16 protein-coding genes and 4 tRNA genes are annotated in these 15040 nt (G+C 69.3%); 15 read left to right on the forward strand and 5 right to left on the reverse strand.

Annotation, left to right across the window (positions count from 1 at the left end):
- Positions 1–105 precede the first annotated feature (105 nt).
- The 9 genes from ABD817_RS05800 (at position 106) to ABD817_RS05840 (ending at position 4796) form a co-directional block, all read left to right on the forward strand.
- Positions 106–177: transfer RNA gene (locus ABD817_RS05800), tRNA-Gly, on the forward strand.
- Between the two features lie 27 nt (positions 178–204).
- Positions 205–275: transfer RNA gene (locus tag ABD817_RS05805), tRNA-Cys, on the forward strand.
- Between the two features lie 14 nt (positions 276–289).
- Positions 290–364: transfer RNA gene (locus ABD817_RS05810), tRNA-Val, on the forward strand.
- A 241-nt stretch (positions 365–605) separates the two neighbouring features.
- Complete coding sequence (locus ABD817_RS05815) at positions 606–1355, forward strand: DUF6879 family protein (RefSeq protein ID WP_344915765.1); 750 nt, start codon at positions 606–608, stop codon at positions 1353–1355.
- A 26-nt stretch (positions 1356–1381) separates the two neighbouring features.
- The gene (locus ABD817_RS05820; RefSeq protein WP_344915767.1) at positions 1382–2266 is read left to right on the forward strand and encodes a helix-turn-helix domain-containing protein; all 885 of its coding nucleotides are present in this window, start codon (positions 1382–1384) and stop codon (positions 2264–2266) included.
- A gap of 271 nt (positions 2267–2537) precedes the next feature.
- Complete coding sequence (locus tag ABD817_RS05825) at positions 2538–2714, forward strand: hypothetical protein (protein ID WP_344915769.1); 177 nt, start codon at positions 2538–2540, stop codon at positions 2712–2714.
- The gene (locus ABD817_RS05830) at positions 2711–2896 is read left to right on the forward strand and encodes a hypothetical protein (RefSeq protein ID WP_344915771.1); all 186 of its coding nucleotides are present in this window, start codon (positions 2711–2713) and stop codon (positions 2894–2896) included. Before ABD817_RS05825 ends, ABD817_RS05830 begins: the two co-directional genes overlap by 4 nt.
- Positions 2893–3528, forward strand: a complete 636-nt coding sequence (locus ABD817_RS05835) for a hypothetical protein (RefSeq protein ID WP_344915773.1) — start codon at positions 2893–2895, stop codon at positions 3526–3528. The genes ABD817_RS05830 and ABD817_RS05835 overlap by 4 nt, the downstream gene beginning before the upstream one ends.
- 896 nt (positions 3529–4424) lie before the next feature.
- Entirely contained in the window at positions 4425–4796 is a 372-nt protein-coding gene (locus tag ABD817_RS05840) for a hypothetical protein (RefSeq protein ID WP_344915775.1), read from the forward strand.
- 15 nt (positions 4797–4811) lie between these two features.
- Here the strand turns inward: ABD817_RS05840 and ABD817_RS05845 are convergent, their stop codons facing one another.
- Positions 4812–6356: an MFS transporter gene (locus ABD817_RS05845; RefSeq protein WP_344915777.1), complete on the reverse strand. Its 1545-nt coding sequence runs from the start codon at positions 6354–6356 to the stop codon at positions 4812–4814.
- Positions 6357–6848: 492 nt separating this feature from the next.
- On the opposite strand from ABD817_RS05845, the gene ABD817_RS05850 reads away from it, so the two are divergent.
- On the forward strand, positions 6849–7709 hold the full coding sequence (locus ABD817_RS05850; protein ID WP_344915779.1) for a TetR/AcrR family transcriptional regulator: 861 nt from the start codon (positions 6849–6851) through the stop codon (positions 7707–7709).
- On the opposite strand, the gene rfbC is transcribed toward ABD817_RS05850, so the two are convergent.
- Positions 7688–8281, reverse strand: coding sequence for a dTDP-4-dehydrorhamnose 3,5-epimerase (gene rfbC / locus ABD817_RS05855; RefSeq protein WP_344917192.1), 594 nt, complete (start codon positions 8279–8281; stop codon positions 7688–7690). The genes ABD817_RS05850 and rfbC overlap by 22 nt on opposite strands.
- A gap of 424 nt (positions 8282–8705) precedes the next feature.
- A complete protein-coding gene (locus ABD817_RS05860; protein ID WP_344915781.1) occupies positions 8706–8834 on the reverse strand; it encodes a hypothetical protein in 129 nt (42 codons plus the stop codon).
- On the opposite strand from ABD817_RS05860, the gene manA reads away from it, so the two are divergent.
- The 3 genes from manA (at position 8833) to ABD817_RS05875 (ending at position 11878) form a co-directional block, all read left to right on the forward strand.
- On the forward strand, positions 8833–9936 hold the full coding sequence (manA, locus tag ABD817_RS05865; protein WP_344915783.1) for a mannose-6-phosphate isomerase, class I: 1104 nt from the start codon (positions 8833–8835) through the stop codon (positions 9934–9936). The two genes, ABD817_RS05860 and manA, sit on opposite strands and share 2 nt — an antisense overlap.
- Before the next feature lie 621 nt (positions 9937–10557).
- On the forward strand, positions 10558–10764 hold the full coding sequence (locus ABD817_RS05870) for a hypothetical protein (RefSeq protein ID WP_344915785.1): 207 nt from the start codon (positions 10558–10560) through the stop codon (positions 10762–10764).
- A 181-nt stretch (positions 10765–10945) separates the two neighbouring features.
- Complete coding sequence (locus ABD817_RS05875; RefSeq protein WP_344915787.1) at positions 10946–11878, forward strand: hypothetical protein; 933 nt, start codon at positions 10946–10948, stop codon at positions 11876–11878.
- 70 nt (positions 11879–11948) lie between these two features.
- Here ABD817_RS05875 and ABD817_RS05880 read toward each other — a convergent pair whose 3' ends face one another.
- A complete protein-coding gene (locus ABD817_RS05880; RefSeq protein WP_344915789.1) occupies positions 11949–12611 on the reverse strand; it encodes a GmrSD restriction endonuclease domain-containing protein in 663 nt (220 codons plus the stop codon).
- A gap of 649 nt (positions 12612–13260) precedes the next feature.
- Between ABD817_RS05880 and ABD817_RS05885 the strand changes: the two genes are divergently transcribed.
- The gene (locus tag ABD817_RS05885) at positions 13261–13602 is read left to right on the forward strand and encodes a hypothetical protein (protein WP_344915791.1); all 342 of its coding nucleotides are present in this window, start codon (positions 13261–13263) and stop codon (positions 13600–13602) included.
- 373 nt (positions 13603–13975) lie between these two features.
- Here ABD817_RS05885 and ABD817_RS05890 read toward each other — a convergent pair whose 3' ends face one another.
- Positions 13976–14317, reverse strand: coding sequence for a hypothetical protein (locus ABD817_RS05890; RefSeq protein WP_344915794.1), 342 nt, complete (start codon positions 14315–14317; stop codon positions 13976–13978).
- A 262-nt stretch (positions 14318–14579) separates the two neighbouring features.
- Here ABD817_RS05890 and ABD817_RS05895 point away from each other — a divergent pair.
- A tRNA-Met gene (locus ABD817_RS05895) sits at positions 14580–14651 on the forward strand.
- The last annotated feature ends 389 nt before the right edge of the window (positions 14652–15040 follow it).

The raw sequence follows: 15040 nt of genomic DNA on the forward strand, positions 1-15040 counted from the left end.
ACTGCTGGCTCCTTACATCTCAAGATACCGGTCGTATTCGGTTTGGGGAGTCGCCGGGTATTCGCTAGAGTTCTCACCGTGAGTCCGGGCCGGTCCCGGAGGCACGCGGAAGTGGCTCAGTGGTAGAGCATCACCTTGCCAAGGTGAGGGTCGCGGGTTCGAATCCCGTCTTCCGCTCGGAAAAGGGGCGTCAGCCCCCCACTCGGTGGAGTGGCCGAGAGGCGAGGCAACGGCCTGCAAAGCCGTCTACACGGGTTCAAATCCCGTCTCCACCTCTGGTTTTCAGCGAGGACGATTAGCTCAGCGGGAGAGCGCTTCCCTGACACGGAAGAGGTCACAGGTTCAATCCCTGTATCGTCCACCACCGCCCATCCACGGGTAGCTCGAACAAGATCGGCCGTCAAAGTCCCGGCACAGGGGCCTTGGCGGCCTTCTGGCTTCTCTGGGTGATGTCCGTTGTTCCGGGTTGTTGCCAGTACCGGTGCTGACGTTGTGCTGACCCTTGATGACCTCGCTTTGCCCAAGCCCCTTGACTGTGCCGCAACCTGCGTTCAGGCTTCCTGCTTGAGGACAACATCGGGCAACCCGCTAGCGAGGAGCACCGCATGGCATTCCACTTCGTAGGCATGGACCCCAACTCGCCGGACGACAAGTGTTGCGCCGTGTTCGTCGATGACGAGGCAGACAGGATCTTCTTTCAAGGGAAGCTGGTCACCGATCCGGTACTACTGGCCAAGATCGCTGCACACAGCCCCATAGGGGCAGATGAGGTAGTGGTATGGCACCCCGGCAGAATGAAGCCGATCATCGCTGAAGCCATCGCGGGCACTTTCGAGGAAGGCCGAGTAGGGCACGGACCGACGTCGATCAGAGACATGATTCGCGGGGTTCGGCATTCAGCCGTCCATCTGGAGACACGTGACACCTACGATCCCAACCATCCGGCATTCCAGGACTTCCTGGCCGGTGGCTTGGGCCGCTACGACAGAAGCGGATGGACGGACACGGTTCGAGAGGCTGTAGGGCGCGGAGTACGGATACGGCGGGCACGCGTAGTATCTGAGCCCATCAGCGACTACATCCGCTGGGAGCACATGATCACTGACGAGAACGTGAAGGCCGGTGAGGAGGTGCGATGGCTACCGCGCCGCCGAGCGTTCGACCTGGTACTCCCTGGTACGGACTTCTGGATGTTCGACGGACGGGTGGTCTGCTTCAATTTCAACTCCGGTGCGGGCGTAGACACGGAAGCGGACCAGTTCACCAACGACCCGGACACGGTCACTCGGTGTACCGCCATGTTCGAGCAGATCTGGGAACGGGCGACCCCACACGAGGAGTACCAGCCGCAATAGCTCAGATCGGTACGTAGAACGTCACCATGTCGTCATCGCCTTCGTCCTCTTCCAGTGCTCAAGCCGCGCGGCAACATCTCGCCGATCAACTTCGCGAGATTCGCGAGGACGCAGACCTCACCGGCCGCAAGCTGGCCGAGCTGGCAGGCTGGCATGGGGTTTCCAAGGTCTCCAAGATTGAGCATGCCGCACGCCCTATCTCGCCCGAAGACCTGCGCACATGGTGCCGGATCTGCGGTGTGTCACCTGGGCGTACAGAGGAACTGCTGGCCGAGCTCCGTGCGGCGGCCGGCATGTGGGTCAGCTACCAGCAGCTCAATCGGCGTGGGCTCAAGGGGGCACAGGAGTCGGTCAGGGAGCGATACGAGCGTGTGCGCTTGATGCGCGTGTACTCGAACAAGGTCATCCCTGGCCTTCTCCAGACGGAGGGATACACGACGGCCGCACTGGAGGCCGTGCGGCACGAGCAGACCGTCGAAGTGAACGACATCACGGGGGCGGTGACAGAGCGGATGGAACGCCGCCGTGTGCTCCATCGGGCCGACGCCCGCTTCGTGTTCCTCCTCGAAGAGAGCGTGCTGTGGTACCGAACCACGAGACCCGGCGTCCACGCCGAGCAACTACGACATCTGTTGTCGGTGATGCTGATGCCGTCGGTACTGATCGCGATCATTCCTCGCACTGCCGACCGCACCATCACCGGATGGGGCGTGTGGCCCGAGGAATCGTTCACAATGACTGACTTTGCCCAGACGAACGTGGAGTTGGTGTCGGGCTATCTAACGATCACGCAGCCCGAGGAAGTCGCCATGTACGTGTCAGCATGGGAACGTCTGTTCTCCATAGGCACTATCGGTGAGTCTGCGAAGGCACTGATCCTTCAAGCGATCGAAGCTTTGCCCTCGGAGTAGACGGCAAACTTGGACAACTTTTCCGGCTGCGAAAGCGTTCGCTTCTACTGTCTGGGTTATGGCATTCGGACAGACAGCAACAGAGGCCCATGCCGGGGGGCAAGGGGACGACGAGACAGCGAGTCCTGCCGGGCAAGAACCCCCCGAGGGGTTGAGTGACCTCGCGCGGTTGGTCAGTGCGCAAGGTGTCCAGACGTCGATCATTCACTATGTGGGGCTCCGCCTGCGCAGCCACCGTCCGCTTCCGTTTCCGCGAGAAGACCGCTTCGAGTTGATCGCGCACAGCCGCGACGGCTGGGAGGTGGCGAGCGTCACCGTGGGGGAACGTTCCGGCTGCTTCGTGGTCTCGCTGCCCTCGGTGGGGGTCACGACCCAGATGGTGAACGCCGACCAGCCTCACGCGGTGGTGGACCTGATCCTCGCCGCGCTGCCGAAGGAGGCGGCGTGACGCTGGAGATACCGGCGTTCGACGTCACGGAGAGGCCGGATGGCTCTCTTGAGGCACGCCGCAAGGGCGACCCCGCGAACGCCCCCGCCGACGTGAACGCTACGACGCCCCGAGATCTTGAGCTGGGGTGCCTGGCCGCGCGGGTGGCGTGGTCGCTCGCACCGGACGGGGGGACAAGATGACCGGCAACGCGCCGCCACAGCTTCGTATCCCCTACGTCATCGCCCACGCCGACGAGGGCGCACCGCAACCCCTGCGGTTCGCCCGTCGCCCGCTCGGCGGGCTGCGGCTCACCTACCGCAACCCGCGCCGAAGCGACGTCATACACGGCGTGCTGCGTGCCCGCGTCATGAACCACCGCCGAGGGGCGCCGCAGTGGCGCAAGCTCAACACGCTGCGCCAGTGGCTGTGCATGGAAAGAACCCTGTGCCAGGTCTGCGGCCTGGAGGCGACGGACCCGGCCACGGGACGCATTCCGTGGATCACCACCGCCACGGCTTTTCGCGACATCCCCGATGTTCCCAACAGCGGCTACACCAGCGCGCCCGCCACCTGCCGGGCGTGCATTCCCGAATCGCTCAGCATGTGTCCCCAACTCCACGTGTCGTCAGCCGTGTACACCGTGGCCCGCAGTGAGCCCGCCGCCGTCCTGGCGGACATGTTCACCCCCGGCGCTGGCGGACTGGCCGTCCACACCGGGGAACACAACGTCCTGGTCGGCCTGAACGAACCGGCCCTGCTTCGCAGGGCGCTCGCCACACAGCTGATCGTTCAGATTCACGACCTCCAGCCCGCGCCGCACCTGGCGGGCTGAATTCCTCCCTGCTTGATCACCTATCCACCTCCGGAGACACCGTTGCGCCTCGAAACCATCGGAAACGCGATCTTCATCGTCTGCACACTGGCTTTGGCTGAATGGGCGGCGGCTTCGCCGGACTCGGTACCCAAGCCGGTCCTCGCAGGGGTGATCGTGATATGCGCGGTGGTCTTGGTCGCGCTGTTCATCACGAGCCGTCCCTATCAGCGCGGGCGATACAGCAAGCGAGGAGCCTTTCGGCTCCTCGCTCAGGTATTAGCGCCTCTCGGTGAAGCCGGAACTGAGAATGCCCTGCCCGCCGTACTCGGGCCTGTTGGGGCAGTTTGCCGTCGAATACGTATTCGACGGCATGTATTTCCAAGCGCCGTACGCCGAGGTCAAGATGCCGTCGGGATAGTCACAGAAAGCGACCGCCCGATAGGAACCCGTCCCCGCATGACAGGTCGAAATGTAGGAAGTTCGCGAGGCGGCCCCCCCAGAACAATCGGTCGGAATAGCCTGGGCGGGAGCGGCTGTGAATGCAGTCGCAGCGATCCCCGCTGCGCAGGCCAGCGAGAGGCGCACTGTTCGTAGACGCATTACTTCCCTTTCCCTTGCAAGGTGTTTAGCATGCAACAGCAAATAGTGATGATGTTGCGATGCCCGACTGGCGAACACTGAATTAATAATTACACGGAAGAAGTCTCACGCCATTTCCTGTCCGCGCCCTGCTCTTGCCTGTCCGCGCCACATTCCAGGCGAAGGAACCGGCGGGCAGTCGTTGGCTGAGGCGGGCCGCACCCATGCCGCGAGTGTCAGCGCGTTCGTCAAGCGCAGTGACTCGGCGTGCTGGACGGTAGCTGCTCCGGTGCGTTCTGCCCGGCAGGCCGCAGGACTCCCGGCTGGCCCGCACCGTGCGCAGGCGACTACCCGCCGGTGAGAGCCGCCCCCTGCTGGCGGAGCCGCCCGTGCTCCCGGAGCCCGCCTGGGCGGCGGGCACCCCCGTGGGTACCGCCTTCGCCGCGCTGCGGGCGGCGGCGGGCGCGGGCGGGGCGCTGCTCGGCGAGCGGGCCCGCGCGGCCCTGCTGGAGACCGTCGGCGGGTGGGACGGCGATCATCCGGCGATGGGCGGCGGATGGCTGGACGGGCCGCCGGCGGGCCTGCCCGGTGCCGACCGGCCCGGGGCGAGGCTCGCCCCGCTCGCCGCGCCGGCGCCGTACCGCGTCACCGACGCCGACGTCACGGCCTGGCGTGCCGGCCGGACAACGCCGACCTGGTACGGCTGATCGCGTACGGCGCGATCATCGCTGTCGAAGGCGTCGAGGGGTTGATCCGCCGGGATCTGCCCGCACCGTCCGGAGCAGGATCGCGACCGACACCGCCGCCGTCGCCATGAGGGCGGCGCACAGGAGCGCGGCGAGTTGCATCCCGCCGGTGAAGGCGGTGCGGGCGACGTCGAGCAGCTCCGCCGCGGCCTGTTCCGGCAGCCGGGCGGCCACCCCCGCCGCCCCGCCCAGGCTCTCCCCGGCCGCCCCCGAGCCGTCCAGGGGCAGGCTTTCGGGAGCCGTGGCGGCGAACCGCCCCCGGTAGACGGCCAGGCCCACGCTGCCCAGTATCGCGACGCCGAGTGCCGCGCCGAGCTCGGTGGCCGCCTCCAGGACCGCCGAGGCCGAGCCCGCGCGCTCCGGCGGGGCGGCATCGACGATCATCCCGGACGCCAGGGCCTGCACCGCGCCGATCCCGGCTCCCGGCAGGAGCAGCCCGGCGACGAGCAGCCACCGGTCGGAGCCCGCGTCGATCGTGCTCATCACCAGGAACCCGGCGGCGGCGAGCGTCATGCCCGCGCCCATGACGTATCCGGGGCGGACCCGGCGTGAGATCCCCGCGGCAAGGAGCGAGCCGACGAGTGCCATGCCGGCCGCGGGAAGGGTGAGCAGCCCGGCCACCAGCGGCCGCAGCCCGAGCACCAGCTGCAGATACTGCGCGACGAAGTAGAACAGGCCGACCAGCGCGAAGACGGCGAGCGTGCTCGTGACCAGCGGCATGGTGAAGCCCCGGTCGGCGAACAGGCGCGGGTCGAGCATGGGGTCGGCCAGCTCGCGCTGCCTGCGCAGGAACGCGGCGCCGACCGCGATCCCGGCGACGACCCCGAGCACCGCCAGCGGACCCGGTTCGCCGGTGGCGAACTGCTTGACTCCGTACACGATCGGCAGCACCGCCACCAGCGACAGCGCGGCACCGGGCAGGTCGAACCCCGTGGAGGCCGGGGCACGGTGCTCGGGCAGCAGGGCGGGTCCCAGGATCAGCAGCAGGACCATGACCGGAACGCTGATCAGGAAGACCGACCCCCACCAGAAGCGCTCCAGCAGCCACCCGCCCACGATCGGCCCGAGCACGCTCCCCCCGGCGAAGCTCGCGGCCCACAGCGCGACGGCCGTCCGGCGCTGTCGCGGGTCGCGGAACATGTCGCGGATCAGGGCCAGGGTCGGCGGCATCAGGCTCGCCGCCGCGGCCCCCTGCAGGGCGCGGGCCGCGATGAGCAGCTCGGCACTGGGAGCGTACGCGGCGACGACGGACGTGACGCCGAAGACGGCCGCACCGGCCAGCAGCAGCCTGCGGCGGCCGATCCTGTCGCCCAGGGCGCCCATCGGCACCAGCAGGCCCGCCAGCAGGAACGCGTAGACGTCGACGATCCACAGCAGCTGGGGTCCGGTGGGCGCGAGGTCGGCGCTCAGGAAGGGCAGCGCGAAGTACAGCACCGTCACCGTCACCGAGACGAGCAGCACGGGCAGCACCAGCACCGCGAGCCCGAGCCACTCCTTCCGACCGGCTACGCCCTTCACCATGTCCCAACCTCCGTGAGTACGCCGTACGCATATGGACGCATACATCGTACGCACAATGGCCGGAAATCAACAATGATCCACGTTGGGCGGGAGCACATAGATTTTTAGTGTGTTAAAGAAGGCTCCTACCTGCCTTGATTCTGATTTCATCACGCCCACCCCCTCCATCCACATCTATTACGTCACGGAAAAACGCGTGCTAGAGTTTCGTCACCGGCAGTCGAGCGTGACGTAATAGAGTGAGGGAAACGCATGTCGACGTGCGTACAGTGCGGGGAGCCGCTGAGCGCGGCGGCCCGGGGGCGGCGCCCTCGATACTGCTCGCGGGCCTGCCAGGCGCGGGCGTACCGGACCAGGACGGCCGAGCGGGCCGCGTCCCCTCCCCCACCCGAGCCCGCGCCTTCTCACGACGTTTCCGGCACGCTCGCACGCACCGCGGAGGCCGGGCCGGAGCCCCGTGAGCCCCGAGACGGGCTGAGTACCGGGCGGATCGTGCGCACCGCGATCCGCGTCGCCGACACCGAGGGGCTGGACGCGCTGTCGATGCGCCGCGTCGCGGCCGAGCTGGGCGCGGGCACGATGTCGCTGTACCGCTACGTACCGGGCAAGGACACGCTGATCGAGCTGATGGTCGAGGCCGTCTTCGCCGAGAGCGCGCCCCCGGATGCCGCTCCCGGAGACCCCGGGGGCTGGCGCGCGGGGCTCGAACTCGCCGCGAGGCGGGAGTGGGCGATGTACTCCAGGCATCCGTGGGTGCTGCGGGTCATCGCCACCCCCCAGCCGCCGCTCGGGCCGAACGTGCTGGCCGACGTCGAACGGTCGATGCGGGCCGTGGACGGTCTCGGCCTGGATCCGATGACGATGCACTGGGTGGCCATCATGGTGAGCGCCCAGGTGCAGGGCTCGGCCCTGCTGCTCGTCAACGAGGTGGAGACCGAACGGCGCACCGGCGTCACCACGAGGCAGTGGCGTGCCCTGAAGGCGCCGATGCTCCAGGAGATCCTGGAGTCCGGCCGGTTCCCGATGCTGTCCAGGCTGCACGAGGAGCGGGGCGACGCGATCGACCTCGACGAGTGGTTCGAGTTCGGCCTGCGGCGCCTTCTCGACGGTCTCACCGTCCTGATAGAGAGCCGCCGTACAGGACCGCCGCACGACGGACCACCGCTCGACAGACCGGTACACGACGAACCACCGCACGACAGACCACCACACGACAGACCGGCGTACGGTGTGGCGCCCACGGGCACGGAGTCCCGAGGCGGTCCGGGGCCCGCGGACACGCGGCCCGGGGCCTCAGGCGACGTCACGCCTCGTGGTGGCGGAGCCCCACCTCAGGCCCGGAGCCTGGCGTAGAACCGGCGGCACTCCTCGTACGCGGGGAGCAGGCCCCGCCGCCGGGCCTCGGCGAGGGTCGGGGCCGTCGCGTCCTTGTCCGACAGCAGCGGCGTCACCTCGGCGGGCCACTCGATCCCCAGCTCCGGGTCGAGCGGATCGACCCCGTGCTCCCGTTCCGGCGCGTATCCCTCCGAGCAGAGGTACACCACGATCGCGTCGTCGGTCAGCGCCATGAAGGCGTGTCCGAGCCCTTCGGAGACGTAGACGGCCCGGTGGTCCTCGTCGTCCAGGATCACCGACTCCCACCGCCCGAAGGTGGGCGACCCGACGCGGATGTCGACGACCACGTCGAGAACCGCGCCCTTGACGCACTTGAGATATTTGGCCTGGCTCGGCGGGACGTCGGCGAAGTGCACGCCGCGCAGCGTCCCCCGGCGCGAGACCGAGTAGTTCGCCTGTGAGAGGGCGAGGGTCTGGCCGGTGGTCTCGCGGAAGGTCTCCCCCCGGAACCACTCGTGGAAACTGCCCCGGTCGTCGGGGAACACCTTCGGTTCGAACACCCACGCACCCTCGATGCCGAGCGGACGCATGCTCACCTCTCCTTCTGTGGCACCGCTTCGTCCGGGAGGGGCTCCCAGAGGAACGGCACGCGTGGCGAGCGCTCCCCAGCGGAGTCTCCAGGACCGCCGGTCCGTTGTGAACCCGCCGCCGTGCGCTGTGAAGGCGCACGCGGCCTTCCGGGGGACCGTTCCAGAGCCCGATGGGCGGGTTGTCCCAGGTGGGCACTGATCGGGCCGGTGACCGGCCGCGCTGTCCACTTCCGGCCATCGAAGGCGCCGAGGGGGCCGCGCGGTCAAGCGGCTCCCGTGGCCGTCGGCGAACCCGGCGCCGGGCCGTGGCGACGCCCTGACGGCCGTACGGCACCGAGGACGCGTAACATCGGCGTTCTGCGACATTCATTCGATTCCTGCTCGCGAACTCACACGGACACACAGAGGATCATGAACGACTCCTTCATCCCCGCCGCCCGCGCGGCGGCAGGTACGGCCGGGCCTGGCGGCACGCCCGCGTGGCGGTCTTCTCGGCCGGAGAACGGCGGCGGGCGACCCGGCGTCGCCACGCCCACTCCGGTGGAGGCGTCATGACGGACCTCCTGCGGAACCCCGTGAAGAACTACGACTGGGGTTCGCACACGGCCATCGCCACGCTGGCCGGGCGCCCCTCCCCCGCGGAGCTGCCCGAGGCGGAGATGTGGTTCGGCACCCACCCGTCCGGCTCCTCGTCGGTGCTGCGCCGGGGGACGTGGCACTCCCTCGCCGAGACGGTGGCCGCCGACCCGGAGACCGAGCTGGGGAAGAAGACCGTCGAGCGGTTCGGCTCGCGGTTGCCGTACCTGCTCAAGCTGATCGCGGTGGACCTGCCGCTCTCGCTGCAGGTCCACCCCTCCCAGGAGCGGGCGCGGGAGGGTTTCGCCCGGGGCACCTACGTCGACCCGTTCCCCAAGCCCGAGCTGATCTGCGCGCTGACCCCGTTCACCGCGCTGGCCGGGTTCCGTCCTCCCAAGGAGGCGGCGGCCCTCATCGGCGGGCTGGGCGTACCGGAGCTGGAGCCCGTCGTCGCCTCCTTGACGGCCGGGGACGCCTCCGCCGCGCTCCGCGCGCTGGTGGAGTGGCCCAAGGACGGCAGGACGGATCTCGTGGCCACCATCGTGCGGGCGGCCACGGCCGCGGGAGGTCCCGAGAACGAGCTGGTCGTACGCCTGGCGGGGATCCACCCCGAAGACCCCGCCTGCCTGGCCCCGCTGTTCCTGCGGCGCCACGAGCTGCGGCCCGGCGAGGCGCTCTTCCTGGGCGCCGGGGTCCTGCACTGCTACCTGAGCGGGTTCGGTGTGGAGATCATGGGCGGCTCCGACAACGTGCTGCGTGCCGGGCTGACCGGCAAGCCGATGGATGTGGAGGAGCTGCTGCGGGTCACCGACCCCTCGGTCCCGGCCCTGCGGGTCGAGCCGGTCGGCAACCTCTATCGCACCCCCGCCCCCGAGTTCCGCCTCGGTACGGCCGTCCCCGGCTCCGGCCTCACCCTGGAGGGCGGGGTGCCGCGCATCCTGCTGTGCACCGAGGGCGAGGTCGAGACCGGCGGGCACACCCTGCGTCCCGGCGAGTCGGCCTTCGTCCCCGCCGCCCACGGGCCCGTCGAGCTGTACGGCTCCGGGACGGTCTTCTGGGCGGAGCCGGGGACCGAGTAGGCACCGCACCCCACCGAACCGCGCTCCCCCGGCCGTCCGTCGCGACGCCGGGGCCGGAGGGGCGCGGGCCGGGAGCGCGGGCGGAGGGCTCGGTGCCCCCGGGGGTCGAGCCGCCTCCGGCCGGGGACATGAGCGCGCGGGACGGCGGGCGCCTTCGCGCCCATACCAGCCTGCTGTGTGCGTCCATACCGGCCTGCTGTGCGTGTCCATACCGGCCTGCTATGGCGGATAACCCCGGCGGGAGGCGGGGCGTCCCCACCAGCGAGGCTGGAGGTATCCGATGACACCGTCCGACGACCTCACAGATCCAGACCTCCGTCTGGAGCTGATCCTGGTCGAGGTACTGCACCACGAAGCCGAGCACCTCGCGACCGGCTGAGCGTCCCGGTCCCGGCTCCCACGGGGGGCGCCGGGGCCGGGACGTGCCGTTCGGTGTCTCCGGCGGGCGACCGGCCTGCACCACCGCCCGCTATCTCACCTTCAAGCCTCATAAGAGGGGCAATCACAATTTCGTGGATCCCCGCAACCGGTATGAGCAGGCGATATAACGTCCGCCGAAACGCAACGCGTTCACGGGAACGCGCGGTGTTATGGGCGAAGGCCTCACGGAACCCTCACCCGGTGGAGTTAACAATGGAACCCGCACTGCTCGTCGTCGCCGTGCTCGTCATATGGGTTATCTCCGACTGGATACGTAACTACCTATCCAAATGCCGCAAGTGCCAAGGATCCGGCACTCTGAAGGCCACCTTCTTCCCTCGCCAGTACCGTCCCTGCCCGCGCTGCAGCAAGGGCGAGGTCAAGCACGGTTTCGCCCCCAAGAAGTGACCCGGAGGCAGGACGTGAAGCATCTCCCAGCGCGCCCATCCGCCCTCCACGGGAAAGCGGAGTCCCGCCCGGCACACGACGCGTACACCGGGATTTCCCGGAAATCCCCCGTACCGGCCGGACGCGTGCCCCTTTCCCACCGCCGTTCGAACCTTTCACAGGGGATTGACGTTTCAGTATCGTGAAGTCTTTCCACGGTGTGCGCGTCGCCCTGGCCGTGACGGCGACATGCGCGGCGGCCGTACTGATCTCACAGGCGGTGCGCGCGCCGTCGTCCGTGCCCACGTCGTGCCCGGAGCGATGGGGCGGCGACGGGCCCGGCGGCTGGGTGCCCGCCGCCACCGACCTCGACGGGGCCGGGGAGTCACTCGTCCCCGGAGAGCCACTCTCGGCGATGATCTGCGCCTACCCGGGAGACAGCACGCGCCCGGGAGGCGAGCGGCTCGCCGGATCCCGGGTCCTGACCCGCGAGGCCGGGGCCATGGCCCACGACCTGGGCTACCTCCCGGTGACCACGGACGACCCCGGCGGTCCGTGCGCGCGAACGGGCGGGGCGATGACGAACTATCTCATCCGGTTCACCTACCCTCGCGGGGAGGCCCTGTGGGTGGGCAGCGCCGAGGAGGTCAACTCCTGCGTGACGACGACGAACGGCACCGTCGGCACCCGCTCGTACGTCGGCCGGGACATCACCGCCGCCTACCGGACCGGGACGTGGAGCCCCGTGCGGCCGGACGACCCCTGCCACGGGCCCACCGGCCGCCGGGGCCAGAACGAGCGGATGGTGCCCGGCGAGCCCGTCTCGGTCCTGGTCTGCGGCCAGGCCGCCTCGTACGGCGGTCACTCCCCCCGGCTGGAGCACGGCAGGCAGGCGGCCGAGACCCTGGCCGCGACACTGAACTCCCTGGACACCCGGCCCAGCGAGAAGGCGTGCCACGGGACCGAGAGCACGCGGGACGGTGACCTCCGGGTCCTGTTCGGCTACCCGGACGGTCCGCCCGCGGACGTCCGGGTCTCGCCGTCCTGCGATCCGGGCGTCGACAACGGGCTGCTCCAGGCGGGCCTCGACGACACCGTCCGCGACCAGGTGGCACGACTCGCGCCACCCGCCTAGACACCGCCACCTGCCCGGATACCGGTGCCCCGCGGCCCGGCGGCGACGCCGCCTTCACATCGTCCGCCGGTCACTTCCGGTTTCCGCCGGCCGGCTCGGGGCGGCAGGTGTCGAGCATCTCGCCGAGGGCGGCCTTCTCCTCGGCGGTGACGGTGAGGCGGTAGTGGTACTTCACGTCCGCCCAGGCGCGGGCGTACAGGCAGCGGGAGGCGGCGAGCGGCGGCCTCCACGACTCCGGCCCCCGATCGCCCCTGCTCTTGTTCGACGCGGCGGAGACGGCGAGCAACTGCGGCCGCTCCAGATCGTTGGCGAAACTCTCGCGCTCGGCGTCGCTCCAGGTGTCGGCGCCGGAACGCCAGGCGTTGGCCGGCGGCACGATGTGGCTGACATCGACGTCGTCGGCGGAACTGAGGGTGCGCCCGTCGTACGCCGAGTACCAGGAGCCCGACACCGCCCGGCAGGCGCCGTCGCGCTCCACGTTCTGGCCGTCGCGCGCCAGCACGATCTCGCGGGCGTCGCAGGCCGAGGCGCGCGGGCTCCAGTGCGGGAAGCGGTCCGGGCTGTAGCCGGCCATCGACCGCGGCTCCACGACGGTCAGCAGGTTCAGCTCGGCGCGGGCGATCGGCGGGACCGACGGCTCGGGCAGCCTGGCCATGGCCGCTGCGGGCCCGGCGAGGAGGACGGGAAGGGCTGTGAGGGCGGCGGCCGTACGGCGCCATGGTCGTGTCAGCATGTGCCACCACTACCAGCGGAGATCGCTTCGAGTAACGAGAAACGCCGCCACCGTCACGGAACGTGGTAGATATGCGGGAGAACATTCCGCCCGGCGGGAAGGGAGCGGCCGAGGCTCGTCCCGTCTCCCGATCGCGGGTCGACGCCGCTCCCGGGAACAGGGACACCGGGGCGTAAGCCGGCGTCGTCGATCGTGCGGAGCGACCACAAGACCCAGGAGAACGAGGGCTTCAGGTCCATTCTGCACTAAAGCAATTCTGCCGCTGTATTCGTTGAAACAAAAGGGGTGGCTGTTTCCCGTCACCCCGACACCTCTCCGCGGGGCCGACCACGTGCCGCGGCGAGGAGCAGGGCGCGACTCTCGTACCGGGAAACGAGGGCGCCGACGTGGTCCCCGGCCTGTCACGACGGGGACCACCGTGGCGCCGGTCCGGTTCGGTTGACCGGCGCGCCACCGCGAGACGGCCCCTTCGACCGCTCCCGCGCAAGCGGTGTCCCCGTACGCGCACCGCCGCCGTGAATTTCCCGCGCGGACAGGCAATCACCTGGCACGCATCGTCAACACGAATCGTGTTCACGCGTGTCACCATTTCACAAAGCGTCCGCGAATTCCCATCAAGGGCGGACAGAAGCATGAAAGGTACGGCCTGATGAATCGAACGGCAAAACTCTCCGGTGCGCTCGCCACCCTCGGCATGGCCGCCGGACTGCTTTTCACCCCGGCCGCGGCGTCGGCGGACGCCGAGGCGACGCTGGCAAGCCCCGTGACCCTTAGATTCGCGGACAACACCACCCTTTCCCGGAACGCCCCGGGAACGGTGAATTTCCTCCCCAAACTGGCCACCACGGTGAGCGGGGGAACCTGGTCGGGATACGTCCAGTACAACGATGGCTCCAGGGTCAATTTCTGCCCCTCGCAGACCGTCAATGTGAGCTCCAAGCCCTCCAAGGCGCTCTTCGTGTCATCCACGAAGGGGTCGTGGTGCCCGTAAGGCCCCCGCTCGGATTCACCGTGACGGCGGGTTACTACCAGTGGCTGTGAACGCGGCCGTATCGCCCCAAACCCGCGCCGGGTTCGGACGGCCTTTCGTCAGCGCGTAAAGAACCCGCCACGGAGTCCTGTTCCCGCCCGCGCGATTCCTACCGGGACGGTCCCGCAAGCCCCGGCGGGACCGTCCCCCGGGCATGGTCGTCCCAGTGCTGTTTCTTCCGCCCTTGGACCTCCAGGCTCATCGCCGAGGAGCCCACCTCTCGCCCGGCCTCGGTCACCGGCCCCCCTCAGGACCGGTGGCCGCGTTCGGCCGGCGGGTTCCCGCGGTCGCCCGACGTCCGTCAGGGTGTCCGGCGAGACCCCACGAGACGTCGTCACATTTCCCGGTCGCGTGACGTCGTGGGCTTCAGCACCTTCTTCGCCTTCGCCATCAGCGTGAGCGCCACCGCCGCGAAGGCGAGCGCGAGCAGGGTGAAGAAGGTGAGCGACAGTTCGTCCGTCCAGCCCAGCAGCCGGGGCGAGGCCGTCGAGACGGCGAACAGCCCGAAGAACAGCAGCGACCATCCGTACGACCTCACCCGCAGGACCCCGCCTCGTCCGGAGATCACTCGCGGAACCCGGCCCGTCACCAGCACGTGAACGCCGTGCGCGGCCATCGCGCATCCGGCGGCCAGCAGGGCCCAGCCGAACGCGATCGACAGTGCGTGCAGGGTCATCGGGATCACACCTCCCTGGCCGCCGACGGTGAGCGGAGACGACATTTCCGATCTCCGGCCGCCTGCCCCGCGAGAGGTGCGGCAAACACGGCGGCCCGCGGATCCGACGTGCCCCCGCCCCCTCCGGGAGGGTTCCCCGCCCGGCCGCCTCCGGCCCGGCCCCCCGTTCTCGCCACCGGTATCCGCGCCGTGGGAACGCCGTGGGAACGCCGGGAAAACGAGGTGAGATCGCCGGAGCCCGTCGGTAATCTCACCTCACCAGGTCGGGATGGGGCAGTGGTAGCCCAGCGGGCTCATAATCCGCAGGTCGCAGGTTCGATTCCTGCTCCCGATACGCGGTGACCGCTGCGCTCGTGCGTCCAGCAGCCCAGGACGACCGGGAGCCCTCCGGGGCCCGGCGGCGCCGGTTCGAAGATCGCGGGAGCCGCCGCCGAGGTCGCCCGGCACCACGACACGATGCTCGTCGTCGGCTCCGAGGAGGATCCGGCACGCGAGCGGCAACCGCTGCGGGACATATGCGCCCACCACTCGACCGGCCCGGACCGCCGTCGAGCCGCTGTTCCGGCGGATCGCGGGAGACCGGCCGTGGCCCCGCGACCGTGATGTTTCCCACAGAGCCTGTCGAACGGGGCATCCCACCGCACCGGGTGACCGCGGGAAGCGGCCGTGCCACCGGTCCGGGAACAGGGGCGAGAGCCACCCCAAAGGACCATGTATAGCAAA

This window comes from Streptosporangium oxazolinicum, assembly GCF_039537505.1.
GTDB lineage: Bacteria > Actinomycetota > Actinomycetes > Streptosporangiales > Streptosporangiaceae > Streptosporangium > Streptosporangium oxazolinicum.

Coding starts and splice junctions, on each gene's coding strand:
- ABD817_RS05860 (WP_344915781.1), bottom strand. CDS start 8,834: ATGACGCCTCCACCGGAGTGGGCGTGGCGACGCCGGGTCGCCCGCCGC.
- ABD817_RS05885 (WP_344915791.1), top strand. CDS start 13,261: ATGAATCGAACGGCAAAACTCTCCGGTGCGCTCGCCACCCTCGGCATG.
- ABD817_RS05880 (WP_344915789.1), bottom strand. CDS start 12,611: ATGCTGACACGACCATGGCGCCGTACGGCCGCCGCCCTCACAGCCCTT.
- ABD817_RS05820 (WP_344915767.1), top strand. CDS start 1,382: ATGTCGTCATCGCCTTCGTCCTCTTCCAGTGCTCAAGCCGCGCGGCAA.
- rfbC (WP_344917192.1), bottom strand. CDS start 8,281: ATGCGTCCGCTCGGCATCGAGGGTGCGTGGGTGTTCGAACCGAAGGTG.
- ABD817_RS05845 (WP_344915777.1), bottom strand. CDS start 6,356: ATGGTGAAGGGCGTAGCCGGTCGGAAGGAGTGGCTCGGGCTCGCGGTG.
- manA (WP_344915783.1), top strand. CDS start 8,833: ATGACGGACCTCCTGCGGAACCCCGTGAAGAACTACGACTGGGGTTCG.
- ABD817_RS05835 (WP_344915773.1), top strand. CDS start 2,893: ATGACCGGCAACGCGCCGCCACAGCTTCGTATCCCCTACGTCATCGCC.
- ABD817_RS05815 (WP_344915765.1), top strand. CDS start 606: ATGGCATTCCACTTCGTAGGCATGGACCCCAACTCGCCGGACGACAAG.
- ABD817_RS05890 (WP_344915794.1), bottom strand. CDS start 14,317: ATGACCCTGCACGCACTGTCGATCGCGTTCGGCTGGGCCCTGCTGGCC.